24 protein-coding genes and 1 pseudogene are annotated in these 26591 nt (G+C 70.0%); 12 read left to right on the forward strand and 13 right to left on the reverse strand.

What is annotated here, in order from left to right; translation table 11 throughout:
- Window position 1: 1 nt before the first annotated feature.
- On the reverse strand, window positions 2-1135 hold the full coding sequence (gene lgt, locus G401_RS0129500; protein ID WP_051367330.1) for a prolipoprotein diacylglyceryl transferase: 1134 nt from the start codon (window positions 1133-1135) through the stop codon (window positions 2-4).
- A 70-nt stretch (window positions 1136-1205) separates the two neighbouring features.
- On the opposite strand from lgt, the gene G401_RS0129505 reads away from it, so the two are divergent.
- On the forward strand, window positions 1206-1667 hold the full coding sequence (locus G401_RS0129505) for a flavodoxin family protein (protein WP_027345314.1): 462 nt from the start codon (window positions 1206-1208) through the stop codon (window positions 1665-1667).
- 63 nt (window positions 1668-1730) lie between these two features.
- Here G401_RS0129505 and G401_RS0129510 read toward each other — a convergent pair whose 3' ends face one another.
- A complete protein-coding gene (locus G401_RS0129510) occupies window positions 1731-2663 on the reverse strand; it encodes an NAD-dependent epimerase/dehydratase family protein (protein ID WP_027345315.1) in 933 nt (310 codons plus the stop codon).
- An 89-nt stretch (window positions 2664-2752) separates the two neighbouring features.
- Here G401_RS0129510 and G401_RS49300 point away from each other — a divergent pair, with 89 nt between their 5' ends.
- Both G401_RS49300 and G401_RS0129520 read left to right on the forward strand, forming a co-directional pair.
- The gene (locus G401_RS49300; RefSeq protein ID WP_034593533.1) at window positions 2753-3202 is read left to right on the forward strand and encodes a MarR family winged helix-turn-helix transcriptional regulator; all 450 of its coding nucleotides are present in this window, start codon (window positions 2753-2755) and stop codon (window positions 3200-3202) included.
- A gap of 127 nt (window positions 3203-3329) precedes the next feature.
- A complete protein-coding gene (locus tag G401_RS0129520; RefSeq protein WP_157546528.1) occupies window positions 3330-4769 on the forward strand; it encodes an HNH endonuclease signature motif containing protein in 1440 nt (479 codons plus the stop codon).
- A 98-nt stretch (window positions 4770-4867) separates the two neighbouring features.
- On the opposite strand, the gene G401_RS0129525 is transcribed toward G401_RS0129520, so the two are convergent.
- The 5 genes from G401_RS0129525 to trpC all read right to left on the reverse strand — a co-directional run bounded on the left by G401_RS0129525 (window position 4868) and on the right by trpC (window position 9697).
- A complete protein-coding gene (locus tag G401_RS0129525) occupies window positions 4868-5428 on the reverse strand; it encodes a dihydrofolate reductase family protein (RefSeq protein WP_027345317.1) in 561 nt (186 codons plus the stop codon).
- Window positions 5429-5594: 166 nt separating this feature from the next.
- On the reverse strand, window positions 5595-6443 hold the full coding sequence (locus tag G401_RS56245; protein WP_211240877.1) for a phosphotransferase: 849 nt from the start codon (window positions 6441-6443) through the stop codon (window positions 5595-5597).
- Window positions 6444-6741: 298 nt separating this feature from the next.
- The gene (gene trpA / locus G401_RS0129535; RefSeq protein WP_027345319.1) at window positions 6742-7530 is read right to left on the reverse strand and encodes a tryptophan synthase subunit alpha; all 789 of its coding nucleotides are present in this window, start codon (window positions 7528-7530) and stop codon (window positions 6742-6744) included.
- Window positions 7531-7543: 13 nt separating this feature from the next.
- Window positions 7544-8755 (reverse strand): tryptophan synthase subunit beta, encoded by a 1212-nt coding sequence (gene trpB, locus G401_RS0129540; RefSeq protein WP_027345320.1) that lies wholly within the window; start codon window positions 8753-8755, stop codon window positions 7544-7546.
- Between the two features lie 99 nt (window positions 8756-8854).
- The gene (gene trpC / locus G401_RS0129545; protein ID WP_051367331.1) at window positions 8855-9697 is read right to left on the reverse strand and encodes an indole-3-glycerol phosphate synthase TrpC; all 843 of its coding nucleotides are present in this window, start codon (window positions 9695-9697) and stop codon (window positions 8855-8857) included.
- A 403-nt stretch (window positions 9698-10100) separates the two neighbouring features.
- On the opposite strand from trpC, the gene G401_RS0129550 reads away from it, so the two are divergent.
- Window positions 10101-10379, forward strand: a complete 279-nt coding sequence (locus G401_RS0129550) for a hypothetical protein (RefSeq protein ID WP_051367332.1) — start codon at window positions 10101-10103, stop codon at window positions 10377-10379.
- Window positions 10380-10474: 95 nt separating this feature from the next.
- Here G401_RS0129550 and G401_RS53510 read toward each other — a convergent pair whose 3' ends face one another.
- From G401_RS53510 to hisI, 3 genes are read right to left on the reverse strand one after another with little or no spacing between them, the layout of a single operon-like run.
- Complete coding sequence (locus tag G401_RS53510) at window positions 10475-10987, reverse strand: Trp biosynthesis-associated membrane protein (protein WP_051367333.1); 513 nt, start codon at window positions 10985-10987, stop codon at window positions 10475-10477.
- Window positions 10984-12510 (reverse strand): anthranilate synthase component I, encoded by a 1527-nt coding sequence (locus G401_RS0129560; RefSeq protein ID WP_027345323.1) that lies wholly within the window; start codon window positions 12508-12510, stop codon window positions 10984-10986. The genes G401_RS53510 and G401_RS0129560 overlap by 4 nt, the downstream gene beginning before the upstream one ends.
- 14 nt (window positions 12511-12524) lie before the next feature.
- Window positions 12525-13088 carry a phosphoribosyl-AMP cyclohydrolase gene (gene hisI / locus G401_RS49320; RefSeq protein ID WP_084557753.1) on the reverse strand — a complete coding sequence of 188 codons (564 nt, stop codon included), beginning with the start codon at window positions 13086-13088 and terminating at the stop codon, window positions 12525-12527.
- A gap of 308 nt (window positions 13089-13396) precedes the next feature.
- Between hisI and G401_RS0129570 the strand changes: the two genes are divergently transcribed.
- The 3 genes from G401_RS0129570 (at window position 13397) to G401_RS0129580 (ending at window position 15606) form a co-directional block, all read left to right on the forward strand.
- Complete coding sequence (locus G401_RS0129570) at window positions 13397-14137, forward strand: ABC transporter ATP-binding protein (protein ID WP_027345324.1); 741 nt, start codon at window positions 13397-13399, stop codon at window positions 14135-14137.
- Entirely contained in the window at window positions 14134-14862 is a 729-nt protein-coding gene (locus G401_RS0129575; RefSeq protein WP_027345325.1) for an ABC transporter permease, read from the forward strand. Before G401_RS0129570 ends, G401_RS0129575 begins: the two co-directional genes overlap by 4 nt.
- 132 nt (window positions 14863-14994) lie before the next feature.
- Complete coding sequence (locus G401_RS0129580) at window positions 14995-15606, forward strand: TetR/AcrR family transcriptional regulator (protein WP_407636956.1); 612 nt, start codon at window positions 14995-14997, stop codon at window positions 15604-15606.
- Window positions 15607-15808: 202 nt separating this feature from the next.
- Here the strand turns inward: G401_RS0129580 and G401_RS49325 are convergent, their stop codons facing one another.
- Window positions 15809-16330 carry a hypothetical protein gene (locus tag G401_RS49325; protein WP_051367334.1) on the reverse strand — a complete coding sequence of 174 codons (522 nt, stop codon included), beginning with the start codon at window positions 16328-16330 and terminating at the stop codon, window positions 15809-15811.
- Window positions 16331-16590: 260 nt separating this feature from the next.
- On the opposite strand from G401_RS49325, the gene rpsD reads away from it, so the two are divergent.
- From rpsD to G401_RS0129610, 5 genes are all read left to right on the forward strand, one after another.
- Entirely contained in the window at window positions 16591-17199 is a 609-nt protein-coding gene (gene rpsD / locus G401_RS0129590) for a 30S ribosomal protein S4 (protein ID WP_027345327.1), read from the forward strand.
- A 378-nt stretch (window positions 17200-17577) separates the two neighbouring features.
- The gene (locus G401_RS0129595; protein WP_027345328.1) at window positions 17578-18669 is read left to right on the forward strand and encodes a sugar ABC transporter substrate-binding protein; all 1092 of its coding nucleotides are present in this window, start codon (window positions 17578-17580) and stop codon (window positions 18667-18669) included.
- Between the two features lie 235 nt (window positions 18670-18904).
- Window positions 18905-19690, forward strand: coding sequence for an ATP-binding cassette domain-containing protein (locus G401_RS0129600; RefSeq protein WP_027345329.1), 786 nt, complete (start codon window positions 18905-18907; stop codon window positions 19688-19690).
- Window positions 19687-20955, forward strand: coding sequence for a sugar ABC transporter permease (locus G401_RS0129605; RefSeq protein ID WP_034593535.1), 1269 nt, complete (start codon window positions 19687-19689; stop codon window positions 20953-20955). Before G401_RS0129600 ends, G401_RS0129605 begins: the two co-directional genes overlap by 4 nt.
- A gap of 40 nt (window positions 20956-20995) precedes the next feature.
- Window positions 20996-22162, forward strand: a complete 1167-nt coding sequence (locus tag G401_RS0129610) for an ROK family transcriptional regulator (RefSeq protein WP_027345331.1) — start codon at window positions 20996-20998, stop codon at window positions 22160-22162.
- A 263-nt stretch (window positions 22163-22425) separates the two neighbouring features.
- On the opposite strand, the gene G401_RS0129615 is transcribed toward G401_RS0129610, so the two are convergent.
- Entirely contained in the window at window positions 22426-24222 is a 1797-nt protein-coding gene (locus tag G401_RS0129615; protein WP_027345332.1) for an ABC transporter ATP-binding protein, read from the reverse strand.
- 80 nt (window positions 24223-24302) lie between these two features.
- Window positions 24303-26204 (reverse strand): annotated as a pseudogene (locus G401_RS49330) (ABC transporter ATP-binding protein); the annotation flags it as partial.
- Window positions 26205-26591: the final 387 nt, after the last annotated feature.

Here is a 26591-nt window from a genome sequence, read left to right on the forward strand (position 1 = left end):
CTCAGCCCTTCTCCGCCTTCTCAGCCTTCGCCGTGTCCGCCTGTGCGGATTCGCCCGCCGGACCGCTCTGCGCGGCATCGCCGTCCGCGTCGCCGTCGCCGGCGCCGTCCCCATTGCCGTCACCGTCGCCCGATGCGGCGGGCGCCTCCGGGGCGGTGCCCTCGGGCCGGGTGCCGTCGGCGGCGAACGCCGCGTACTGCGCCTCGGTGACGACCTGGTAGCCCTTGACTCCGTCGGCGTTCGGGATGACGTACTCGCGCGGGCCCGGCTTCAGCAGGAAGTACGCGAGCGCGGCCAGGAACACCACGATCGAGGTCCACACGTTGAGCCGGAGCCCGCCGAAGTGGTTGGCCGGGTCGGTACGCATCGTCTCGATGACCCCGCGACCCGCCGTGTACGCCATCACGTACAGCGCGAACGCGCGCCCCCGGCCGAGCTTGAACCTGCGGTCGGCCAGCACCACCAGCAGCGCGACGAGCAGATCCCAGACCAGCTCGTAGAGGAACGTCGGCTGGTAGAGGTCGGGCAGCGTGAGCGCCTTGCCGTCGGGGCCGAGCTCCGCGTGGCCCGGATTCCGCGGGTCCATCGGGTGGATCTGCAGGCCGAGGACGGACTTCGTCACGCCGCCGTAGAGCTCGTTGTTGAACCAGTTGCCGAGCCGGCCGATCGCCTGCGCCACCGGCAGGCCGACGGCCATGCTGTCGGCGACCAGCGCGAACGGCAGGCCCATCTGCTTGCAGGCCAGCCACGCGCCGAGCGCGCCGAGCGCGATCGCGCCCCAGATGCCCAGGCCGCCGCGCCAGATGTAGAGCGCCTCGATCGGGTGCCCGCCCTCGCCGAAGTACTGCTGCGGCGACGTGATCACGTGGTAGATCCGGCCGCCGATGATGCCGAACGGCACCGCGAAGACCGCGATGTCCAGCACCGCCCACGGTGGGGCGCCCCGCGTCCGCATCCGCCGGTCGGTGATCACACAGGCGGCGACGATGCCCAGGATGATGCAGAGCGCGTACGCCCGGATCGGCAGCGGGCCGAGATGCCACACGGCCGTCGACGGGCTCGGGATCTGCACGGGCAGGGCCGCCCGCGGTACCGCGGACAGGGCTTCGGCCGCCCCAGCGATGGCGAGGTTCACGGGCGTAGACGCTACCTGCCGCCCGACGAAATACCTAGCTATGATCTTGACAAGCGCTAACCTCTGTCGCATGGCCCGGCTTCTGGTCGTCCACCACACCACGTCCCCCGCGTTGCAGGAGTTGCTGGAGGCGGCGCTCGACGGCGCGCGCGCCCCCGAGACCGGCGGGGTCGAGGTCGTCACCCGCCCCGCGCTGACCGCCACCGCCGTCGACGTTCTCGGCGCGGACGCCGTGCTGCTGGGCACGCCGGCCAACATCGGCTACATGTCCGGCGCGCTCAAGCACTTCTTCGACACGGTCTACTACCCGTGCCTGACCGACACGACCGGCCTCGCGTACGGCGTCTACGTCCACGGCAACAACGACACGACGGGCGCGGTCCGCGCGGTGGAGTCCATCGCCGCCGGCCTGTCGTGGGTCGCCGCCCGCCCGGCGGTCAGCGTCATCGGCGCCCCCGGGGCCGCGGACCGCGAGGCCTGCTGGGACCTCGGCGCCCTCTGCGCCTACGCGGCGGCCCAGCGGTCCCCCTGATCTGCCTTTCTTCAGGCGCCCTTTCTTCAGCTGCCGGCAGCTCAGCCTTCAGGTGCCGGCAGCTCAGCGCTCGTGGGCGGACAGCCAGTCGCGGTAGTCGGTCACCGCGCGCTCCAGGCTCCACTCCGGCACGAACCCCGTGTCCGCGCGCAGCCGCGTCACGTCCAGCGGCGCCGCGGCCGCGCCCCCGGCCGGCAGCGTCACCCCCAGCAGCGCCGCGACCTCGCCGTTCGTCGTGCTCCTGCCGCTTCCCACGTTGTACGCCCGGTGGCGCAGCCGATCCGCGCGGACGAGCCCGGCGAGCGCCCGGCCGCAGTCGCGTGCATAGAGCATGTCGAGCCCGTCGTTCGCGTACGCCTGGATGGTGGTGGGAGCATGGGGGGCTGCTGCCTGTCGGGCGGCGGCGTGGACGAGTTGCGGCGCGGCGAAGAAGGGTGACCGTTCGCGGCCGAGCGGGCCCCAGACGGCGCCGATCCGCGCGCAGACGATCTCGACGTCGTCGACGACGCCGGACACGATCTCGGCGGCCTTCTTCGCGGCCGGGATGGCGTGCCCGCTCGCCAGTGGCAGCAGCAGGTCCTCGCCGAGGACGCCGGCCGCCCCGGCCTCGACGCCGCCGTAGACGCCGATCGTGCTGGCCACGACCATCCGCCGCACACCCCAGCGCCGAGCCGCCTCGATCATCGTCATGAGCCCGAGGAGACTCCCCTTCACCTGCTCGTACGCGCTCCCGGAGCCCATCGGCGCGCTCGCGAGATGGACGATCTCGGTGATCTCGTACCGCTCGCCGACCGCCCGGACGCTGGCCGGATCGGTGCAGTCCATCGCCGCGACCGCCGCGCCCTCCACGATCGTCTGGAGGCCGGTCGCTGCTCGGCTGGTCGTCACTGCTCGGCTGGGGTCGCGGCCGACGAGGACCGGGGCGGCTCCTTGGTCGACGAGCGCTCGGCCTGTGTGGGAGCCGATGAACCCGAGGCCGCCCGTCACGAGAATCATGTCTGTCGTGCCTTTCGTTCGGTGCCGTTGGTCTACTCATGCCGTTGGTTCACTCGATCGTTAGCGTGCTAATGAGTAGACTACCCCGCATGGCTACCGACGGCGTACCCGACGTTCTCCGGCTGATCACCCGGGCGCAGAAGATGCTGCGCGCCGCCTCCGACGACGCGATGAGCCGCCATGGCGTACGCATCGGGCAGAACCTGATCCTCGAAGCGCTCTGGGCGCAGGACGGGCTCACTCCCGGCGAAGTGGCCGGGCGGCTCGGCTTCAGCACACCGACCGTGGTCAACACGGCCGGCCGGATGGAAGCGGCCGGCCTGCTCGAACGGCGCCGCGACCCGGCGGACCGGCGTCTCGTCCGGCTGCACCTCACGCCGAAGGGGGTCGCCGCGGAGCAGCCGGTCCAGCTGGCTCGCGCGGAACTGGCGGCGTACGCGACCGCGACGCTCAGCGCCGACGAGCGACGGCATCTCGTGAGCGCCCTCGAGAAGATCATCGTACGCATGTCGGTCGATGCATCATCCACTTCGGACTGACGGTCGCTCCGCGCCCGAGTTGCCGTACGCGTATAGATGAAAGCGGGCGGTAACATGCGTACGACCTGCTGTTTTGTTCTCTGCGTCTTGTCTGAGTTCTGTCGGTGGGGCGGGCTATCTTCCTCGCGTGGGGACGGGTGGCGCACTGAAGGCGGCGGTGGCGGATGCGCTGGACGCACCGCTGCTGTCCATTTCGGACAGTGCGCTGCTCGCGGAGATGGACGACGTGTTCGCCTGCGTGCAGCGGCTGTCCGCCCGGTTCCTCGCGCAGATCCAGCAGGCGCACCATCGCGGCATCCCGGCCGACCAGGCCGCCGCGAGCACGCGGATGTGGCTGGCCACCAGGTTCGCCATGTCGATCGGCGAGGCTACCGGTCTGACCCGGTTGGCGGCGGAGCTCCCGGCCCGGCCCCGCCTCGCCGAAGCCCTCGCAGCCGGAGCGGTCAACGTCGAGCAGGCGCAGGTGATCGCGCGTACGGTCGCCGCGCTGCCCGCGGCCGTCGGCCCGGCCGGCAAAGCCCGAGCGGAAGAGGTGCTGACCCGCATCGCCCAGGAGGACAAGGCCCGCCCCGAAGTGCTCGCCAGGCACCGGGCGGCGCTGCTGGAAATGGTCGCGCCGGAACTGGCCGAGAAGAAGGAACGCGAAGACCTCGAACGAGCCGACCGGACGGCGTACGCCCGCCGAGCGTTCACGCTGGTGCCCGACGAGTTCGGCGGCTACCGCGTACGCGGACTGCTGGACTCGGATTCCGCCGCGTACGTCCGGGCGGCGATCGACGCGCTCAGCGCGCCGGGCTCGCGGGCTTCGTCTGTGGGGCCTTTTTCTCCTGAGTCTTCGGCTGGCGGAGCTTCGGGCGCGGGGCATGCGGGTGGCGATGCTGTGGGCTCAGGGGGCTCAGGGGGCTCAGGGCTTGCCAACGGCAGTGCCGAGGCCGCGGGGCTTGCGGGTGGTGCTGAGGCCGTGGACGACGCCGTGCGCGATCGGCGGTCCGCGGCGGCTCGGCGCGCCGACGCGCTGACCTTCCTGTGCAAGCGTGCCCTCGACGACGGCGAGCTGCCCGTTTCCGGCGGCGAGCGGCCGCACCTCGCCGTGACGCTCAGCTGGCAGCAGCTCCGCGACCAGCTCGGCCACGGCCTCCTCGACACCGGCGACCGGCTCACCCCGGAGACCGTCCGGCGACTGGCCTGCGATGCCACGATCATCCCGATGGTGCTCGGCGGCGCCGGCCAGGTCCTCGACGTCGGCCGCGCCCGCCGCCTGATCGACGGACCGCTCCGCCGCGCGCTGTGCGTACGCGACGGCGGCTGCGCCTTCCCCGGCTGTGATCGACCACCCCGCTGGTGCGACGGCCACCACATCGTGGCCTGGGCGGACGGCGGACCGACAGCTCTGGACAACTCCGTGCTGCTGTGCGGCTTCCACCATCGCGAGATCCACCGTACCGCCGGGAGGAACGGCGCCTGGAAGGTACGCATGGCGCCCGACGGCTACCCGGAGTTCGTGCCGCCACGGCACCTGGATCCGCAGCAACGGCCCCGCCGCAACGTCATCCACCGGCGGACATGAGGGCTGCGCGCACAGACATCCACTTGCAGACACCCGCTTACCGGCATCCGCTTACCGGCGTCCGCTTACCGGCGTCTGCAGGCGGCTCGGGGCGGTGGTCAGTGCTCGCGTGCCACCGAGTAGGTCAGCACGGCCATCTGCCCGTCCGGTTTCACGTCCACGAGACGTACGCGGTCGGACAGCAGCCGTCGCGGCAACAGCGGAGCGCCGCCGCCGAGGAACACCGGTGTCACCCCAAGAATGATCTCGTCGAGCAGGTACGCGTCCGCGAACCGGCCGACCAGCTCCCCGCCGCCGACGATCCACAGGTCCTTCCCCGCGGCGGCCTCGGTCATCGCGGCGTGAACCGGTACGACGTCACCCGACACGAACCTGATGTCCATCCCGGGGATCGCAGGGAGGTCACGATGAGTGAAGACCCAGGCCGGGGTGTCGCCGTAGTACCCACGCCACTTCTCCGGCTCCGCCAGCAGGTTCTCGTGATCGAGTACCCATTCGTAGGTGGTCGCGCCCATGCACATCGCACCGACCGCGCCGAAGAACGTGGCGAAGCCGTCGGGATCGGTGTGCTCCACCGGAAACAGCCAGTCCAGCGAATTGCCGGCGTCCGCGATGAAGCCGTCGGCGCTGGTGGCCGTGTAATAAACGGTCTTACCCACTGACGTCTCCTCACTCTCGACTGATGCATGCGCGCTGATCCGTCGGCGATGCCGGCCTCCGGGCGGCCGATTTCCGCACGCAATGCCGACCTTAGCGAGGACATCGCCTTCAGAACGTGGGATCGCCTTCAGAACGTGGGATCGCTGTCGGAACGTGGGATCGCTGTCAGAACGTGAGGTCGTACAAGATCAGGTAGAGCTCGTTCTTCCGCTCGTCCATTTTCGCGCCGTACGCGTCGAGGAACACGGCTCCGTAACCGGGACCAAGGTTGTACGGCTGCTCGAGGCTGCGAAGCGCGACGGCAAGGTCGTACCAGCGGTCGGCGACGGCCAGCCCGCCCAGATCGATGTAGCCCGTGACGGCCGTGCCGTCGGGCGAGCCGTCTTCGAGGAACGCGTTGGGCAGGCAATAGTCGCCGTGGCAGACCACCAGGTCCTCGCCCGTGTCCCAGGCGTCCGCCGACAGACCCGTGATCTCCTCGGCCAGGACCCGCGCACGTTCCAGCAACGCGCGCGGCTCATCCGCACCGGCCTTCGCAGCGGCTTCTGTCTCGGCGGCTTCTCGCTCGGCTGCTTCCCTCTCGGTTGCTTCCCGCTCGGCGACGGCATCGGTGGTGTTCGCGTTCGCTACTAACCGATCAGCAGCTACCCGATCAGCAGCTACCCGATCAGCCGCAGCCCGATCAGCAGCAGCCGCTCGGGCAGCAGACAATCGTTCAGCGGCCGCCACCCGGTCACCAGCCGCTCGCAGCGCCGTCGGAAGGCGGAAGTCGAACGGGCAATCGTCCACGTCGAACGCGTCGTGGAACGCGCGCAGCCCTTGAGCGAACACTGTCGCGAGGCGTACCGGGTCGCTGGTACGCAGCGGATGCTCGGCCGCGCCGGCTCCCGACAGCTCGGCGGTCATCAGCCAGTCCTGAAAGCCGTCGCTGCCGTATTCGATCAGACGCGGTGCGCGTACGCGGTCGGCCGCCCATCGCAGCCGGGTCGCCTCGTCGGGCAGCCCCGTCCCCACCGGCTGCACCTTGAGGTACCGAACCCCGAGATCACCGTCCGCGAGCTGGCTACCACCGAGCCGACCGCCGGCCTGCTGACCACCGCTGAGCTGGCTACCGGCCTGCTGACTACCGCTGAGCTGACTACCGCTGAGCTGACCGCCGCTGAGCCGACCGCTCCGGTGGCCGTCCGCGCTGGACGGATCAGGAGGCGTCAGGCGGAACGTCGGCCGGCCGGGGATCCACTCGTAGACTTTCTCCCACCGCCAGGCCGCGTACCGGTCGTGGAGGTCGTCCGGGACTCGGGTCGCCATGCGCTCAGCACGCCCGGCGGACCCCGCCCGCCAGGTCCGTGACGAGGTTCCGCAGCGTGGCCAGCGACGGGTCGTCGCCGACCGCTTGGACGAGCGCGCTGCCGACGATGACGCCGTCCGCGTACGCGCCGACCGTCGCGGCCTGCTGCCCGTCGCGTACGCCGAGGCCGACGCCGACCGGGACCGCGGAGCCGGTCGCCTGCACGCGGGCTACCAGGGCCGGTGCCAGGTCGGACACGTTGTCGCGTGCCCCGGTCACGCCCATCACCGCGGTCGCGTAGACGAATCCGCGACAGTGGGCCACCGTCATCGCGATGCGCTCGTCGGTCGACGACGGCGACACCAGGAAGATCCGGTCCAGTTTGTGGTCGTCCGACGCGGCGAGCCACTCGTCCGCCTCGTCCGGGATCAGGTCCGGCGTGATCAGGCCCGCGCCACCCGCTGCCGCGAGGTCCCGCGCGAAGGCGTCGACGCCGTACCGGTCCACGGGATTCCAGTAGGTCATCACCACGACCGGCACGCGGCCCGCGACGGCTTCGACCGTCGCCAGCACGTCCTTCGTGCGTACGCCTTGCGCCAACGCCGTTTCCGTGGCCCGCTGGATGACCGGCCCGTCCATCACGGGGTCGGAGTACGGCAGGCCGACCTCGACCAGGTCGACGCCGGCGTCGATCATCACCTTGATGGCGTCGATGCCGCCCGCGACGTTCGGGTAGCCGGCCGGCAGGTAGCCGACCAGCGCCGGCCGTCCCTCCCCCAGCGCCCGGTCAAAAAGCGTGCCGGACGAGCTCATACCGTGCTGCCCTTCATACCGTGCTGCCCTTCTCGAACAGGCCGAAGTACGCGCCGGCGGTGTGCATGTCCTTGTCGCCGCGGCCGGACAGGTTGACGATGATCGTGGGTTCCCGGACGAGGTCGGCCCGCAGCGCCGGGACGATGCGCAGGGCACCCGCCAGGGCGTGCGCGCTCTCGATCGCCGGGATGATGCCCTCGGTGCGGCACAGCAGCGCGAACGCGTCCATCGCCTCGGCGTCCGTGACCGGCTCGTAGGTGACCCGCCCGATGTCGTTCAGGTACGCGTGCTCCGGACCGACCGCCGGGTAGTCGAGGCCGGCGGAGATCGAGTGCGATTCGATCGTCTGGCCGTCCTCGTCCTGCAGCAGATAGGTACGCGCACCGTGCAACACACCGGTCTGGCCGGCCGTGATGCTGGACGCGTGCCGGCCGGTGTCGAAGCCGTCGCCGCCCGCCTCGAAGCCGTAGATGCGTACCGAGTCGTCGGGGACGAACGCGTGGAACAGGCCGATCGCGTTGGACCCGCCGCCGATGCAGGCCGCCACGGCGTCCGGGAGCGCCCCGGTCTTCTCCCGGCACTGCTCGCGCGCCTCGAAGCCGATGCCGCTGACGAAATCGCGGACCATCGTCGGGAACGGGTGCGGTCCGGCGGCCGTGCCGAGCAGGTAGTGCGTGTTGTCGACGTTGGTCACCCAGTCGCGCAGCGCCTCGTTGATGGCGTCCTTGAGTGTCCGGGAACCGTGCTTCACGGGAATGACGGTCGCGCCCAGCATCTTCATGCGGGCGACGTTGAGCGCCTGCCGTTCGGTGTCGACCTCGCCCATGTAGACGACGCATTCCAGGTCGAGGTACGCCGCGGCCGTCGCGCTCGCCACGCCGTGCTGGCCGGCACCGGTCTCGGCGATCACCCGGCCCTTGCCCATACGCTTCGTCAGCAGCGCCTGGCCGAGCACGTTGCGTACCTTGTGGGCGCCGGTGTGGTTCAGGTCTTCCCGCTTCAGCAGGATCCGCGCACCCGCCTCGGCCGACAGCCGCGTGGCGTCGTAGAGCATCGAGGGCGTCCCGGCGTAGTCGCGCAGCATGCGCTGGAACTCGCCGGTGAACTCGGGGTCCCCCATCGCCTTACGGAAATGGGCGTCCAGCTCGTCCAGGGCGGCGATCAGCGCCTCCGGCACGTACCGGCCGCCGAAGACGCCGAAGTGGCCCTTCGCGTCCGCCTCCATGGCTGCCTCCCTGGGTCTTGAAGAATCACCGTGCTGGAGAATCACCGTGCTGAGGATTCACCGTGCTGGAGAATCACCGTTCCGGGGGAATCACCAGAACTACCGCGCGGGGCGCGGCGTGGCCGGGTGGTTGCCCGCGTTCACCAGCTCCGCCACCGCGTCACGCGGGCTCTTCTGGGTCACGAGACCCTCCCCCACGAGGACGGCGTCGGCGCCGGCACTCGCGTACCGGATCAGATCCAGCGGCCCGCGTACGCCCGACTCCGCGATCTTCACGACCTGGTTGGGCAGGCCGGGCGCGATCCGCTCGAACACCGACCGATCAACTTCGAGGGTACGCAGATCGCGCGCGTTGACGCCGATGACGCGGGCGCCGGCCTCGAGGGCGCGGTCGGCCTCTTCCTCGGTGTGCACCTCGACGAGGGCGGTCATGCCCAGCGACTCGATGCGGTCGAGCAGACCGGTGAGCACCTTCTGGTCGAGGGCGGCGACGATCAGCAGGACCAGATCGGCCCCGTACGCCCGCGCCTCGTGCACCTGGTACGCCGACACGATGAAGTCCTTGCGCAGGACCGGGATCTCGATCTTGGCGCGGACGGCGGCCAGGTCGTCCAGCGAACCGCCGAACCAGCGGCCCTCGGTGAGCACGCTGACGCAGCGCGCACCACCCGCCGCGTACTCGCCGGCGAGCTCGGCCGGATCGGGGATGTCGGCGAGCGCACCCTTCGAGGGCGAGGACCGCTTGACCTCCGCGATCACGCCCACGCCGGGCCGGCGCAGGGCCTCGTACGCGTCCAGCGGCGGCGGGGCCGCTTCGGCGCGACGGCGCACCTCCTCCAGCGGAACAGCGTTCTGACGTGCCTCGACGTCCTCACGCACGCCGGCGACGATCTCGTCGAGAACACTCCCCGTCACCTGCGTTTTCCCATCTCCAGGTGCCATGGGTGGATGCTAGGCGGAGAGATTTCGGACCCAACCTCCGGGGTATGGGACCCGCCACCGAGTGGAATGGTGCATAATGCCGGGCCCCCTACGCAGGCACGATGCCCCACCGCGGACGCCTCGGGGCATCGACGGCGGTTGCGCGGCCGGTTTCGCAGCTGATTACGCGGCTGACTTCGCAGCAGATTTCGCAGCACGTTTTCGGTCTCCGTAAAAGGGTAGACACCGCCGGGAAACGCGGAGCCGGAACGATGGCAGTTACCCAGCCACAGTTGCCCAGCCCACAGTTGCCCAGCCCACAGTGATCGGGAACGCACGAGACGGCGGGCACAAGTCGGCCTGGCGACATGCGATCTTCGAACCTGCCGAGCAGAATGATGGGTCGAGTCCAGAGGAGGCCGTCATGTCCACCGCGACCGCCGAACGTCCGGTCTCCGTCAGCGCATCCCCTTCCCCGGAAACGCCCGCGGGAAACCAGGCCGCGCTCGACGGCGACATCACGGCCGTTCCGCGTGCACTGATCATGTTCGGCGCGCGGGTCCTCTCCCGGTTGGAGCGTGCGCTCGTCGCCGAGGAGAACCGCAGCACCGCGCAAGGTAACGCCTGGGCGGCCGTGTGCGCCGACCGTGACCGCGCGGCGGCCCGCGCCGACCTGCGCGCCCGCCTCCGCGCACACCGCTGAGCGAACCGGCTGCTGGGTGACCCGCTGCCGAGCGGACCGCGGCTGAGCGGACCGCCGCTGTGTAAGGCGCTGCTGGGTGGCCCGCAGCAGACCGGTCAGCGGGCGGTCGGATCCTCGCCCCGGTCCAGCGCGTCCCAGACGTCCTTCGAGGTCGGCGCCGGAGCCGTGGACCGCACCCCGGCCGCGGCGCTGTCTCTGCCGTTCTCACCGGCAATGGGCTCACCAACGGGCTCACCGGAAGCGGGCGCACCGGCAACGGAGTCGTCCTCGGAACCGGTGCGCTCGTAACGCGTACTCATGGATGGCCACGAACGACCCGTGACCAGCGCGAGCGAACCGCCGACGACCACCGCGAGGCCGCCGGCGAGCACGATCACGGCGCGCCACGCGGAGGTTCCGAATCCCGTCACACCGCCGGCGAGCAGGGTGAGACCGGCGAGGACGACGAGGACGGCGGCCGCGGAACGCAGGCCGCGCAGGGCGAGGAGCGCGCCGGTGCCGGCGAGGGCGACCAGCGCGACGGGCCGGACCCACGTGTCGAGCGGCTGGCCCACCAGCCAGGCCGCCACGGCGCCGACCAGGCAGAACAGCAGGGATCGGGTTCTCATCGCGCCGCCCGCAGCGTCTGGGCGGCGGCGATCGCGGACAGCACGGCCATCGCCTTGTTCCTCGTCTCTTGTTCCTCGGCCGCCGGGTCGGAGTCGGCGACGATCCCGGCGCCCGCCTGCACGTACGCCTTCCGCCCGCGGATGAGTGCGGTCCTGATGGCGATGGCCATGTCGAGATCCCCGGCGAAGCCGAGGTAGCCGACGGTACCGCCGTAGAGGCCGCGGCGGGTGGGTTCGAGCTCCTCGATGATCTCCATCGCGCGGACCTTGGGCGCGCCGGAGAGCGTGCCGGCCGGGAAGGTCGCGCAGAGGGCGTCGAAGGCGGTGTGCTCGTCGCGCAGCTCGGCGACCACGGTGGAGACGATGTGCATGACATGGCTGTAGCGCTCGATCGCGGCGAACTCCGGCACTTCGACCGTGCCCGGGCGGCTGACCCGGCCGAGGTCGTTACGCCCGAGGTCGACCAGCATGACGTGCTCGGCGCGCTCCTTCGGGTCCTCGATCAGCTCGGCCGCGAGCTGCGCGTCGTGCTCGCCGTCGCGGCCGCGGGGACGCGTACCGGCGATGGGGTGCAGGAGCGCCTGGCGGTCGGCGGTCACCTTGAGATGCGCCTCCGGGCTGGAGCCGACGATGTCGAACCCGTCGTACCGGAGCAGGTACATGTACGGGCTCGGATTCGTCGTCCGCAGTACGCGGTACACGTCCAGGGCGTCCGCCTCGCACTCGGCTTCGAACCGCTGCGCCACGACGATCTGGAAGCACTCGCCGGCCCGGATCGCCTCCTTGGCCGCCTCGACCGCCTTCGGGTAGCCGCCCTCGGGCGTACGGCTGGCGAGGATCACCGGGCCCGGGTTCTGGATCGTCGAGACCAGCGGCGGCGTCGGCCGCGACAGCGCGCTCGTCATCGCGTCCAGCCGGCCGACCGCGTGGTGGTACCCGGCCGCGATGTCCTCTTCGGACGGATCCGAGGGCAGGACGGCGTTCGCGATCAGGATCGCCGCGCCCGCGTAGTGGTCGAGCACCACCAGATCGGTCGCGATCATCATGCCCAGCTCGGGCAGCCGGAGATCGTCCTCCGCGAGCACGGGAAGACGTTCGAGCCGGCGTACGAAATCGTAGCCGAGATAGCCGACGAGGCCACCGCTCAACGGCGGGAGGGGATCACCGCCGTCCGCGTCCTCCGCGTGGGACAGCAGGCGCAGGGTTTCGCGCAGCACCGTCAGCGGATCACCGCCGGCCGGCAGGTCCTCGGGCGGCGTACCCAGCCAGACCGCCTGACCGTCACGCTCGGTCAAGGTCGCGAGCGAGCGTACGCCGATGAAGCTGTACCGCGACCACGCCGCACCGGCGGCCGGCTCGGCCGACTCCAGCAGGAACGTGCCGGGGCCGCCGCCGAGCTTCTGGTAGACGCCGACCGGGGTCTCGCCGTCGGCCAGCAGGCGCCGGGCGACGGGCACGACCCTGCGGCCACGGGCGCGCTCGACGAAGCCGTCGAGGTCGGGGGTGACACTCCCGTTGATCATGCGAACTCCATTGATCATGCGGACGGCTCAGTGGCGGGCAGCTCAGCCCCTGGCAGCTCAGTCACGGGCAGTTCTGTTACTGGCAGGTCGGTTACTGGCAGATCTGTTACTGGCAGATCTGTTACTGGCAGATCGGTGTAGAAGCAGGTCGGTTCGCCCGTGTGGCAGGCGGCGCCGACCTGGTCGACGCTGACCAGCAGGGCGTCCCCGTCGCAGTCGATCGCCACGCCGCGGACGTACTGCGCGTGACCGGACGTCTCGCCTTTGACCCAGTACTCGCCGCGGCTCCGGGACCAGTAGGTGGCCCGGCCGGTGGCCAGCGTACGCGCCAGGGCCTCGTCGTCCATCCAGGCGAGCATGAGCACCTCGCCGGTGCCGTGCCGCTGAACGACGGCCGCCACGAGCCCGTGTTCGTCCCGCTTGAGCCGCGCGGCGATCGCGGGATCGAGCGAGCTCACACCGGTCCCCCGACCACCGGCTCCCGGAGCACTGCCCCGCGCGACACTGCTCTGCGGAGGGCTGCTCTGCGGAGGACCGGCCTGCGGAGCACCGTCCTGACGCACGACTTCCTGGGTCATGCGGTCGATTGTCCCCGCCCGGTGATCGGATCACGAAGCAAGGGGTCCGGAGTTGGGACGTACGTCCTGTCACTCCCCGTAAAGCTTCCTAGGCAGCTGACCTGATTCTTGATCTGAGTCCTGACCTGAATCCAGTCTGAATCCCCGCCTGAATCCCGGTTTGCTTCCGGTCTGATCCGTGCCCAGCGGGCCTGTCGCCGACCCGCCGTTGACGGCCGCCAAGAACTCATCTAGCGTTGAATTCAACACGCAATGAAATTCACCCCCCACCGAACTGGCTACACCCACCCATCGATCTGGGAGGAACGATGATCGAGGTCAAAGACCTCGTGGTCGTGCGGGGTAGGCGTACCGTCCTCGACGGGTTCTCCTGCTCCGTGCCGACCGGCAGCGTCACCGGGCTGCTCGGCCCCAGCGGCTCCGGCAAGACCACGCTCATGCGCGCCGTCGTCGGCGTACAGAAGGTCAAGGGCGGCACGGTCACCGTCCTGGGCAGCGCCGCCGGCTCCGCCGAGCTGCGCAAGAAGATCGGTTACCTCACGCAGGCCCCGAGCATCTACGCGGATCTGACCGTACGCGAGAACGCCCGCTACTTCGCCGCTCTCTACGGACTGGAGGCGGCGCACGCCGACCAGGTCGTGCGCGACGTCGGCCTCGGTGACGCGGCCCGGCAGCTGGTCGCCGACCTGTCCGGCGGCCAGCGCAGCCGCGCCTCGCTGGCCTGTGCGCTGGTGGGCAAGCCGGAGGTGCTCGTCCTCGACGAGCCGACGGTCGGCCAGGATCCCGTGCTGCGCGACGAGCTCTGGGGGCAGTTCCGGGCGGCGGCCGCCGCCGGCACGACGGTCCTCGTGTCCAGCCATGTGATGGACGAGGCCAACCGGTGCGACCGGCTACTGCTGATCAGGCAGGGCGCGCTCATCGCCGACGACACCCCGGCCGCGGTGAAGGCGGCCGCCGGCACCGACGACCTCGACGCGGCCTTCCTGCGGCTCATCCGCGACCGCGGTGAGGACGACGCCGCCCTGGCCACGAAGGAGGCGGGGGAATGATCCTCGCGCACACCACCCGGCGCATCCTCGGCCAGCTGCGCCACGACCGGCGTACGGTCGGGCTCCTCGTGGTGGTCCCGGTCCTGCTGCTGACGCTGCTCTACTTCATGTACGACGGCCAGGAGCAGCTGTTCGACCACATCGCACTGATCATGCTGGGGATCTTCCCCTTCATCATCATGTTCCTCGTGACCAGCATCGCCATGCTCCGCGAACGCACCACCGGTACGCTCGAACGCCTGCTCACGACGCCGTTGAAGCGTACGGACCTGCTGTTCGGGTACGGCATCGCGTTCGGGGTCGCCGCCGCGATCCAGGCGTCGATCGCCAGCGGAGTCGCGTACTGGCTGCTGGGACTGTCCACACAGGGCAATCCGGCGCTGGTCGTGCTGATCGCCGTCACGAACGCCGTCCTCGGGGTCGCCCTGGGGCTGCTGGCGAGCGCGTTCGCGCGTACGGAATTCCAGGCGGTGCAGTTCATGCCGGTGATCGCGATCCCGCAGATCCTCCTGTGCGGGCTGTTCGTCGCGCGGGACCAGATGGCGGGCTGGCTGCAGGCGATCAGCGACGTTCTGCCCCTCACGTACGCCGTCGAGGCGCTTCAGGAGGTCGGCAAGTACACCGACGCGACCGCCACGATGTGGCGCGACCTGGGCATCGTCGCGGGAGCGGTGGTCCTGGCCCTGGTCGCGGCGTCCCTGACCCTCCGCCGCCGGACGGCATGAGCGGGCACAGCCCCGGCTAGCAGCGGGCACAGCGTCGGCAGGCACGCTGTCGGCAAGCACAGCGTCGGCGGGCTCAATCTCGGCAAGCACAGCGTCCGCAGGCACGGAAGGCGCTTCTGAAAGACTATGTCCATGCGGAAGAACGGCCGGACGGGACGGCGACCGGGCACACCGGACACCCGGGAGACGATCCTGTCCGCCGCCCGCGACGCGTTCGCGGAGAAGGGTTTCGACGGCGCGACCGTACGCGCGATCGCCACGGCCGCGGCCGTCGACCCGGCCCTCGTCCACCACTATTTCGGCACCAAGGAACAGTTGTTCCTCGCGGCGATGCGGATTCCCGTGGATCCCGCCGAAATCATTCCCGTGGTCGTCGGCGGCGGCCCCGACAACGCCGGCGAGAACCTGATCCGCATGTTCCTGAAGATGTGGGACTCGCCTTTCGGATCGGCGGGCACGGCGCTGGTCCGATCGGCCGTCAGTAGCGAGTGGACAGCACGGCTGCTGCGGGAGTTCCTCGTCACCCAGCTGCTCCGGCGCATCACGCGGGAGCTGGGCGTCGACCCTGCCGAGGCACCGCTGCGGGGCGCTTTGGTGGCCTCGCAGATCGCCGGGTTGGCGATGACCCGCTACATCATCAAGCTGGAGCCCATAGCGAGTGCCGCACCGGAGTTGCTCATCGCCGCGATGGGCCCGACGATCCAGCGCTATTTCACCGGCCCCATGAATTCACCGGCACCCTGAATTTCGCCGGCACCCTGAATTCACCAGCACCTCGAATTTCACCGGCACCCTGAATTTCACCAGCCCTGAAACAGCCTGAACAAGCTTCGGCACCCTGCGACCGCTTCTCAGAACGGCAGCTTTCAGAACCGGCAGCTCTCAGAACCGGCAGCTCTCAGAACCGGCAGCTCTCAGAACCGGCAGCCCTCAGAACCGGCAGCCTTCAGAGCGGTACCGCGGCCGCGTACGCGTCGACGTCAACGTCGATCAGTTCGCCGTCCCGTTCCAGCCGGACCTCCGCCACGTCGAGGTGGTGCAGTTCGAAGGCGCCGCCGACGTCGAGCAGATCGCCGAGCGGGTTGACCTCGGCGAACTCGATGGCCGCCTGCTTGAGCGCGATCCCGTGAATGGGATGCGCCCAGCCGGAGATCCACACTCGGACCCGCTCGTCGACCGCTTCCACGCACACCACCACGGCGACATCGTCCACGGCAGCGGCCCCCGTCCCGGTTGCGCCGGTACGCGGCATGAGCGCCTGGGCCAGGCCGGAACCCGTGCGGCACAACAGCATCGGGTTGCCGTTCGCGTCGGTGGCGTGGCGTACGCGGAACGGGCCCGTCGCCCACGCGATCTGGGCCACCCCGAGCAGCCGCCCCTGCGCGAGCGTACGCGCGAGGACCGCGGGCGCGATCGGGGCCGGGCGCAAGCCGGCGGGAGTGAGGCGGGCTGAGGTTCCGTCCGGCATCGCAGAGCCCCCCATCACGGAGTCCCCCATCGCAGATTCCCCCATGGCAGAGCCCTCCATCGCGGAGTCCCGCATCGCATACCTCCAGAAATCCTGCGACTACTTAAGTTAGGCTACCCTTGCTAAGGTCAGCCTAACCCGAACAGGCGGCGGGAAGCCAGCCCCGATCTCGGCCGGCACCCCAGGAGTGCTCCGACGGCGCCCCATGAGCAGACCCCATGAACAGACCCATGAACAGACCCCATGAGCAGGAGGAACCAGTGAATCAATCGCGGCCGAAGGCGAAGCGTTCCCGCGCGCTCGGCATACCGCTGACCCCCAAGTGCGTGAAGTACTTCGAGCGCCGACCCTTCCCGCCGGGCGTACACGGCCGGGCCCGCCGCAAGCCCAGCGACTACCAGGTACGCCTGCTGGAGAAGCAGCGCCTCAAGGCCCAGTACAACGTCAGCGAGACCCAGCTGCGGCGGGCCTTCGACGCCGCGCACCGGTCGGCCGGCAAGACCGGTGACGTGCTGGTCGCCCTGCTGGAGACGAGACTGGACGCGCTCGTGCTGCGGGCCGGCCTCGCCCGCACGATCTACCAGGCCCGCCAGGCGGTCAGCCACGGGCACATCACCGTCGACGGGCGGAAGGTCGACATCCCGAGCTATCGCGTGCAGCCCTATCAGCGCATCGGCGTACGCGACGCCAGCCGCGCCAAGCCGCCGTTCCAGATCGCGGCCGCCGGTGCGCATGTCGGAGCGCGGACGGCGCCGTATCTCTCCGTGGACATCGGTGGATTGACGGCGACCCTGCTGCGGGCGCCGGAGCGTACGGAGATCCCGGTCGTGTGCGACGAACAGTTGGTCGTCGAGTTCTACTCACGCTGATACTCAGTCATTCATATATAACGAAGTATACGAAGTCCCCACGGGGCCCGCGCAAGATCGCGCGGGCCCCTTGTTTTCGTGCGGTTAAGTGCACGTAACTGAATTGTTATCGGCGGCAACAAACCGTGGACTTGCGTGAACCCTCCGCAGCGGCATACGTTGCCGGACACAACAAAACCTTCGTGTGGCCGGCTTCACGTCGGCCGCACCGGCTTCCGGAGGCCGGTGCGGCCACCCCTGACCCCGCGCCCGCCGGACGGAACGCAAGCCCCTTGGCGCTCCGCCGGCGTACGCACCCCGCCTCGTCCGACCCGCTCGACGAGGCACCCCGCGAGGCGCGTCCCCCGCGGGCACCCCCCGAGAGGAATCTGAGCAAAGATGCGCAGGAGTTTCCTTGCCGTCGCCGCCGTCGGCTTCATCGCCGTCGGCAGCCTTGCCGCTTGCAGCGACAAGACCGACACCGGCTCGAACACCCCGAAGAAGCCGAAGATCGGCGTCATCCTCCCCGACAGCAAGTCCTCCAACCGGTGGGAGACGGCCGACCACAAGTACCTCGAGGACGCCTTCAAGGCGGCCGGCGTCGACTACGACATCCAGAACGCTCAGGGTGACAAGAGCGCGTTCCAGACGATCGCCGACCAGATGATCACCAACGGCGCGACCGTCCTGCTCACGGTGAACCTGGACTCCGGCACGGGCAAGGCCGTCATCGACAAGGCGCGCGCCCAGGGCGTCGCGACCATCGACTACGACCGCCTCACCCTCGGCGGCAACGCGTCCTACTACGTCTCGTTCGACAACGAGGCCGTGGGCAAGCTGCAGGGCCAGGGCCTGGTGGACTGCCTCACCACGAAGGGCGTGAAGAACCCGGTCATCGCCGAGCTCAACGGCTCGCCGACCGACAACAACGCGACCCTGTTCAAGAACGGCTACGACTCGGTCCTCAAGCCCAAGTACGACTCCAAGGAGTACACCAAGGGCCCGGACCAGTCGGTTCCGGACTGGGACAACGCGCAGGGCGGCGTTCTGTTCGAGCAGATGCTGACCCAGGCCAACGGCAAGATCGACGGCGTGCTCGCCGCCAACGACGGCCTCGGCAACGCGGCGATCGCGATCCTGAAGAAGAACAAGCTGAACGGCAAGGTCCCGGTGACCGGCCAGGACGCGACCGTTCAGGGTCTGCAGAACATCCTCGCCGGCGACCAGTGCATGACGGTCTACAAGGCGATCAAGCAGGAGGCGGACGCCGCTTCGGCGCTGGCCATCTCGCTCGCCAAGGGTGAGAAGAAGGACACCGGCGTGACGGTGACCGACCCGACCACCCAGAAGACCGTTCCGTCCGTGCTGCTGACCCCGAAGGCGATCACCTTCGCGACGGTCAAGGACGTCGTCGCCGACGGCTTCGTCACCAAGGCCGACCTGTGCACCGCGGAGTTCGCGGCGAAGTGCACCGAGGCCGGCATCAGCTGACCAGGCTCCGCCTGAGCCAGCCTCACCGCAGCGAACCCGGCCGGGACGGCGCCCCACCGTAGCGGGCACGTCCCCCGGCCCGGCCGGGCAGCACATCGACACCGCGGCTCGCCCGCGTTCCACCTGGGACGCCGGCGAGCCGCGGTGCGGGCGGGGCGGCCGCCGGTCCGAAGAACCGCTCTGCGTAAGGACTCCGCGTACGACTTCTCCGTACGACCTCTCAAGGAGAAACACCGTGACACCAGGCGACACCGCCGCCCCGCCGCTGCTGGAGCTGCGGGGCATCAACAAGAGCTTCGGCCCCGTGCACGTGCTGCGCGACGTCGACTTCACCGTCCGGGCCGGCGAGGTGACCGCGCTGGTGGGTGACAACGGCGCCGGTAAGTCCACCCTCGTCAAATGCATCGGCGGGATCTACTCCACCGACAACGGTGAGACCCACATCGACGGCCAGAAGGTCAACATCCACGGTCCCCGGGACGCGGCGCACAACGGCATCGAGATCGTGTACCAGGACCTCGCGCTCTGCGACAACCTGGACATCGTCCAGAACATGTTCCTGGGCCGGGAGAAGCGCAGCGGGCTCATCCTCGACGAGCCGGCCATGGAGGAGCTCGCCGCGAAGACGCTGGCCGGGCTGTCCGTACGGACCGTGAAGTCGGTCCGCCAGCTCGTCTCCAGCCTGTCCGGCGGCCAGCGCCAGACCGTCGCGATCGCCAAGGCCGTGCTGTGGAACAGCCGCCTGGTGATCCTCGACGAGCCGACCGCCGCGCTCGGCGTCGCGCAGACCGCCCAGGTGCTGGAGCTCGTCCGGCGGCTCGCCGACAACGGCCTCGCCGTCGTCCTCATCTCCCACAACATGAACGACGTCTTCGCCGTCTCGGACCGCATCGCCGCGCTCTACCTCGGCCGGATGGCCGCGCAGGTGCGCGCCACCGACGTCACCCACGCGCAGGTCGTGGAACTCATCACGGCCGGCCGGTCCGGCTCGCTGGGTCTCCAGCCGGAGGAAGCACTATGACCACTGAGAACATCGCCCGTACGCCGGACACCGCGCCGGTCGTCGAGGCCCCCGAGCGCCGCAACGCCGTGCTCGACTACGCCGCCAACTACTGGCGCAAGGTGGCCGGCGGCGACATGGGCGCGCTGCCGGCGGTCGGCGGGCTGATCGTGCTGTGCACGTTCTTCGCCATCGCGCGGCCGTCCTTCCTGACGCCGATCAACATCGCGAACCTGCTCCAGCAGAGCGCGCCGATGATCGCGATCGGCATGGGCCTGGTCTTCGTCCTGCTGCTCGGCGAGATCGACCTCAGCGCCGGCTTCACGTCGGGCGTCTGCGCCGCGGTACTGGCCATCCTGCTCACCAACGAAGGCTGGCCCTGGTACGCCGGCGTCGGCATCGCGATCGTCGTCGGCGTCGCGATCGGCCTGCTGCTCGGCTTCCTGGTCGCGAAGGTCCGCATCCCCTCGTTCGTGGTGACCCTGGCGGCGTTCCTCGCCTTCCAGGGCGTCGTGCTGAAGCTCCTCAAAGAGGGCACGAACATCTCGATCCGCGACAGCCAGTCGGTCATCATCTCGATCGAGAACGGCTACCTGAGCCCGCTGCTCGGCTGGGCCTTCGCGGCGCTGGTCGTGGCCGTGTTCGCGGCCGTCGAGCTGGTGAAGGTCTACAAGCGACGCTCGCGCGGCCTGCCGCACGCGCCGTTCGCGGTGGTCGCGCTGAAGATCGTCGGCCTGGCCGCGCTGCTCGCGGTGTTCGTCACGATCCTGAACGAGGAGCGCAGCCGCAACCCGCTGCTGTTCGGCTCGAACAAGGGCATGCCGATCGTCGTCGTGATCATCGCGGTCCTGCTGGTGCTGTGGACGCTCATCCTGCGCCGCACCCCCTTCGGCCGGCACATCTACGCCGTCGGCGGCAACGTCGAGGCGGCCCGCCGCGCCGGCATCCGGGTCGACCGGATCCGCATCTCCGCGTTCGTCATCTGCTCCAGCATGGCGGCCATCGGCGGCATCATCGCCGCGAGCCAGGCCCGCTCCGTGGACCCCAACACCGGTGGTTCCAATGTGCTCCTGTACGCGGTCGGCGCCGCCGTCATCGGCGGGACGAGCCTCTTCGGCGGCCGGGGCCGTGTCGTGGACCCGGTCCTCGGCGGTACCGTCGTCGCGGTGATCGTCAACGGTCTGGGCCTCATGGGGCAGCAGTCGTGGGTCAAGTACGTTTTCACCGGTTCGGTACTGCTGCTGGCGGCGGGCGTGGACGCCTTGCTGCGCAAGCGTACGAACTGAGGAAGCGCACGGACGAACGGGCTGCGGGGAGAGGAAGCTGATGCGGGCGGGGCCGAGCCAGGAGGAGATCCGGCGGCAGAATCTGGGTGCGTTGCTGCGCCTGGTGCACATGCGCGGCCAGATCTCGCGGGCGGAGCTCACCTCCGAGCTCGGTCTCAACCGCTCCACCATCGGCGCGCTCACGTCCGATCTCACCGCCACCGGCCTGGTCTCCGAGGAGGCTCCTCGCGAGACCGGCCGGGCCGGCCGTCCTTCGCTCGTGGTACGCGCTTCGTCCGAACAGGTCTACGTGTACGCGGCGAACATCGGCGTCGACCGGATCACGGCCGCCCGGGTGGGACTCGGCGGCGTGATCCTGGACCGGCGCGAGTCGACCCGGCCGAGCGGTGACGTGGTACCGCCGCTGCGGAGCTTCATCCAGTCCATGGAATCCAAGGTGGACACCGATGCCCGCTGCTTCGGCGCGGGCATCTCCGTGTGCGGGCTGGTCCGCCGCGAGGACGGCATGGTACGCCTCGGTCCGCATCTCGGCTGGCTGGACCAGCCGGTCGGCATCGCCCTGCAGGAAGAACTGCCGGACCTGCTGCCGAGCGTGGTCGTCGGCAACGTCGCGGACCTCTCCGCGCTGGCCGAGCACACCCGCGGCGCGGGCGTCGACTGCTCGAACATCATCTACGTGTACAGCGACGTCGGCATCGGCGCCGGGATCATCGCCGGCGGCCGGCGCGTGACCGGGCACGGCGGCTACGGCGGCGAGGTGGGCCACATGGTGGTGCACCCGAACGGCCGGCCCTGCGGCTGCGGCTCGCGCGGCTGCTGGGAGACCGAGGTCGGCGAGGAGGCGCTGCTCCGCCTGTCCGGGCGTACCGGGCAGAGCGGGCGGGAAGCCGTCCTCGCCGTAGTCGACGCGGCCGTCCGCGGTGACGCGGAGGCCCAGGCGGCCGTGCGGCACGTCGGCGACTGGCTCGGATTCGGCGTCGCCAACCTCGTCAACATCTTCAACCCGGAACTCGTCATCTTCGGCGGCACGCTCCGCGACGTCTACCTGGCCGCCGCCGCGCAGGTCCGCAGCCGGCTGAACCACAACGCGCTGGCCGCCTGCCGCGAGCACGTCCGCCTGCGTACACCGCAGCTCGGCGACGACGCGCCGCTGCTCGGAGCCGCCGAACTCGCCTTCGAGCAGCTCCTCGCCGACCCCTTGGGCTGAATTCAAGATCTTTATAAGCATCTTGTCCCGGGTTCGTCGATCTCGCCTCCGCTCCTCCCGCGGGAGACCGTTGCGCCCCTATCGCTGCGCTCCGGGGACTCCACTGCCAGCACGGTGGGGCGACGCATCCTTCACCGCGGTCCGGTCACGGTTTCGCCCGTTCGCCCGTTCGCCCGGTCGATCCCGGCTTTTGTCGCGACTGTCCAATATGTGTATCGGTGGACAGCCGCGACAAAGACCGCGACAAAAGGCCTTGAAGAGAACTATCTCGTCTGTTCGAGCCATGAAGCATAGAGGCGGGCGTAGATGGAGTCGGGGTCGCGGACCAGTTCGTCGTGCGGTCCGCGTTGGACGACGACCCCCTTGTCCACCACGATCACCTCGTCGGCCGCCTGGGCCGTGGACAGCCGGTGCGCGATGGCGACCGTCGTGCGGCCGCGGGTCACCGCGTCGAGCGTGTGCTGGAGGCGTACCTCGGTGGCGGGGTCGACGGCCGAGGTGGCCTCGTCCAGCACCAGCAGGTCCGGATCGGCGACGTACGCCCGCGCCAGCGCGACGAGCTGCCGTTCGCCGACGCTGAGCGCCTCGCCCCGCTCCCCCACCGGCGTGTGCAGGCCGGCCGGCATCCCGGCCAGCCAGTCGGCGAGGCCGAGGTCGGTGAACGCCTGCTGGAGCTCGTCGTCGGTCAGCAGCGGGCGGGCGAAGCGTACGTTGGCCGCGATCGTGTCGTCGAACAGGAACCCGTCCTGCGGCACCATCACGACGTGGGAGCGCAGCGACTCGAAGCGTACGGTCGCGAGGTCCACTCCGGACAGCAGGACGCGGCCCTCGCTCGGGTCCATCAGGCGGGTGAGCAGCTTCGCGAACGTGGTCTTGCCCGAGCCGGTCTCGCCGACGACGGCCACCTTCGTCTTCGCCGGGATCTCCAGGTGCACGTCGTGCAGCACACGCGGCCCGCCCGGGTAGTTGAAGCTCACGTGCTCGAAGGTCAGGTCGAGCGCGCCGCCGGGCAGGTCCACGCCCTCGTGCGCCGGGTCGGCCACGTCGGGCTGCTCGTCGAGCACGTCGAGCACGCGACGCCAGCCCGACACGGCGTTCTGCGCCTCGTTGAGCACCTCGGTCGCGATCTGCACCGGCTGGATGAACAGGGTCACCAGGAACAGGAACGCGATCAGCTCGCCCAGCTCCAGCTGCCGGTCCACCCCGAGCAGCACACCCACCACGATCACCGCGGACAGCGCCAGGCCCGCCGCCAGCTCGCCGGTGGAGAAGCTCGTGACGCTCATCCGCAGGGCCCGGCGCTGCGCCTTCTGGTAGCTGCCGATCGTGTCGTCCAACTTGGCCTGCGTACGCTCACCCACGCCGTACGCGCGGATGACGGCGGAGCCGACGACGGCCTCGGAGACGGCCCCGTAGAGGAAGCCGACCCGCTTGCGCACCTCGCCGTACAGGACGGACAGCATCGGCTGGAACTTCTTGATCAGCACGGCCGACGGCACGAACGCCAGCAGCACGACCAGGGTCAGCTTCCACGAGTAGTACGCCATGACGGCCGTGGTCACCAGGATCTGGCCGGAGTTGACGAGCAGGATCACGCCGCCCCACTGGAGGAACTGCGTGATCGAGTCCACATCGGACGTCACCCGCGAGACGAGTACGCCGCGCCGCTGCGTCTGCTGGTGCAGCATCGACAGGTCGTGGATGTGCCGGAAGGTGCGTACGCGCAACGTCGCCAGGGCCGTCTCGGTGACCGTGAACAGCCGCCGCATCATGAGGTAGCCGCAGGCCGTCGTGACGACCAGGATGGCGACGGTGATCGTCGCGCCGAGCGCGATCCGCCGCAGGTCCGGGCCGCCCTCGGCCTGGATGCCGTCGTCGATGCCCTGCTGGATGGCGATCGGCACGGCGACCCGGCCGACCATGGACAGGATGGCCAGCACCAGCGTGCCGAGCAACCCGGTACGCAGCTCCGGCGAGAGCGCGAGACCCCGGCGCAGGGTCTGCCAGGTGCCCTGAGGGGCCGTGGTGACGGCGCCGGCCGTGCTGTCGGCCGTGCTCATCGGGAAACCTCCAGCAGTTCGTCGGGGCCGTCGGCCACGGCTGTGTCCGTCTCCACAGCTGTGTCTTCCACGGCTGTGTCTTCCAGGGCTGTGTCTTCCAGGGCTGTGTCCGTCTCGTAGTCGTGCTCGCGTTCCCGCTCCGCCTCCGCCTTCTCGTACGCGGTCACGAGGTTCGCGTACCCGGGAATGGTGTCGAGCAGGTGCTGGTGCGGGCCGTGCGCGACGACGCGGCCGCGCTCGAGGTAGACGACCTCGTCGGCGAGGGCGATGGTCGCGCGGCGGTACGCGACGACCAGGATCGTCGCCCCCTTGCCCGAAGCGGTGTCGCGCAGCGAGCGGAGGATGGCGGCCTCCACGCGGGGGTCGACGGCGCTGGTGGCGTCGTCGAGGATGAGCAGCCGCGGCCCGCCGGCGAGCGCGCGGGCCAGGACGAGGCGCTGGCGCTGGCCGCCGGAGAGCGTGGTGCCGCGCTCGCCGAGTTCGGTGTCGAGCTGCTGCGGCAGGCGCTCGACGAACGGCCGCACCTGGGCGGTGCCCAGCGCCGCCCAGACGTCCTCGTCCGAGATCGCCCCGCTGCCGCCGGCCGCGGAGCGGTCCAGGGTGACGTTGGCGCGGACGCTGTCGTCGAAGGCGAACGAGAGCTGCGGCACGAGCGCGACCGTCCGGGCCAGGTCGGCGGCCGACAGCTCCGTCGCGGGTACGCCGCCGATCCGGACGGTGCCGCCGCCGCTGCCACTGCCGCCTGTGCCGGTGCCGCTGCCGGTGCCGCTGCCGTTCTCGGCGCAGGTGGGGTCGAGCAGGCGGGCGGCCAGCGTGGCGATCGTGGACTTCCCGGAACCGGTCGGGCCGACGAGGGCGACCGTCTTGCCGGCCGGCACGGTGAAGGTCACGTCGCGCAGCACCGGCTCCCCCTCCCCGTACGCGAACTCGACTCCGTCGAACTCGAGGTCGACCGGGCCGGTGCCGGGGACGTCGCGGGTGCCGTAGGCCATCTCGCCGGTCGCGGTCAGGACGCGTTGCACCCGGTCCCAGCCGGCCACCGAGCGGGGCAGCTCGCCCAGGACCCAGCCGATCGCGCGTACCGGGAAGGCCATCACGGTGAACAGGAGGGTGACCGAGACGAGCTCCTCGAGCCCGATGGCGCCGGCCTGGAGCCGCCACGCGCCGGCCACCAGCACGGCGAGCGTGCCGAGGCTGGGCAGGCTGTCCAGGGACGGGTCGAAGATGCCGCGCAGCCGCCCGACGCGGATGAGGGCGTCGCGCAGCTCGCCGGTCTTGGCCGCGAAGCGGTCGGTCTCGGCCTGCTCGCGGCCCATGGTCTTGACGACGAGGGCGCCGTCGAAGCTCTCGTGCGCGATGGTGCTGACCGCCGCGCGCAGCGCCTGCGCCTTGGCCTGGCGCGGGGCCATCCGGCGCGAGTAGACGACGTTCAGCGCGAACAGGCACGGGAAGACGCCCAGGCCGACCAGCGCGAGTACCCAGTCGGTGGTGAACAGGACGCCCACCGCGACGACCATCATCACGATGCTGCCGATGGCGAACGGCAGCGGCGCGATCGGCCACCAGGTGGCCTCGACGTCGGAGTTGGCGTTGGACAGCAGCGAACCGGTGGAGTGCTGCGCGTGCCACGACGGCGGCAGCTCCATGTAGCGGCGGGTCACCCGCTGCCGGTAGATCGCCTGCAGCTTGAACTGCATGAAGCCGGAGCCGAGCCGGCGGCCGAAGATGCCGAGCACCTTCAGGGCGCTCAGGCCGAGGATCACGCCCGCGCCGAGCAGCAGCGCGCCCAGCTTGTACCGGTGGTCGGCGAACGCCGGCTCGACGACCTTCCCCACGACCGCCCCGGTCACGTACGCCGTCCCGATCGTCAGCAGGCCGAACACGATGCTGCCGGCGGTCGCCACCGCGAAGATCCTCGGTTGCTCCCGGATGCCGACGCCGAGAACCCGCAGGCCGCGGCCGATGACATCCCGGCCGGTGATCTCCGCCGCCGGGTTCTTCGGTGCCGTGTCTCTTACTGCCGTGTCTTTCGGTGCCGTGCCTCTTACTGCTGTGCCTCTTACTGCTGTGTCTTTCGCTGCTGTGACTTTCGCTGCTGTGTCTTTCGCTGCCGTGTTCCGCGCTTCGGTTCTTTCGTCCGCCACCCGTGCCCGCCCAGCCGTTCGTCGTGTTCCAACAGTCGTCGCTCTGCCCGGTCGTCGTTCAGTCCGGTCGTCGTTCAGTCCGGTCGTCGTTCAGGCCGGTCGTCGCTCAGTCGATCGTCGCTCAGCCACCCTGTTACTCAGCCGGTAGTCGCGCGTACGCGCTGAGTAAGTTGTGTGCTGGTCGTCCGTCCTTACCGATGATCCTTACGGGTCATCCTTCACGAC

This window comes from Hamadaea tsunoensis DSM 44101, assembly GCF_000428945.1.
GTDB classification, from domain to species: domain Bacteria; phylum Actinomycetota; class Actinomycetes; order Mycobacteriales; family Micromonosporaceae; genus Hamadaea; species Hamadaea tsunoensis.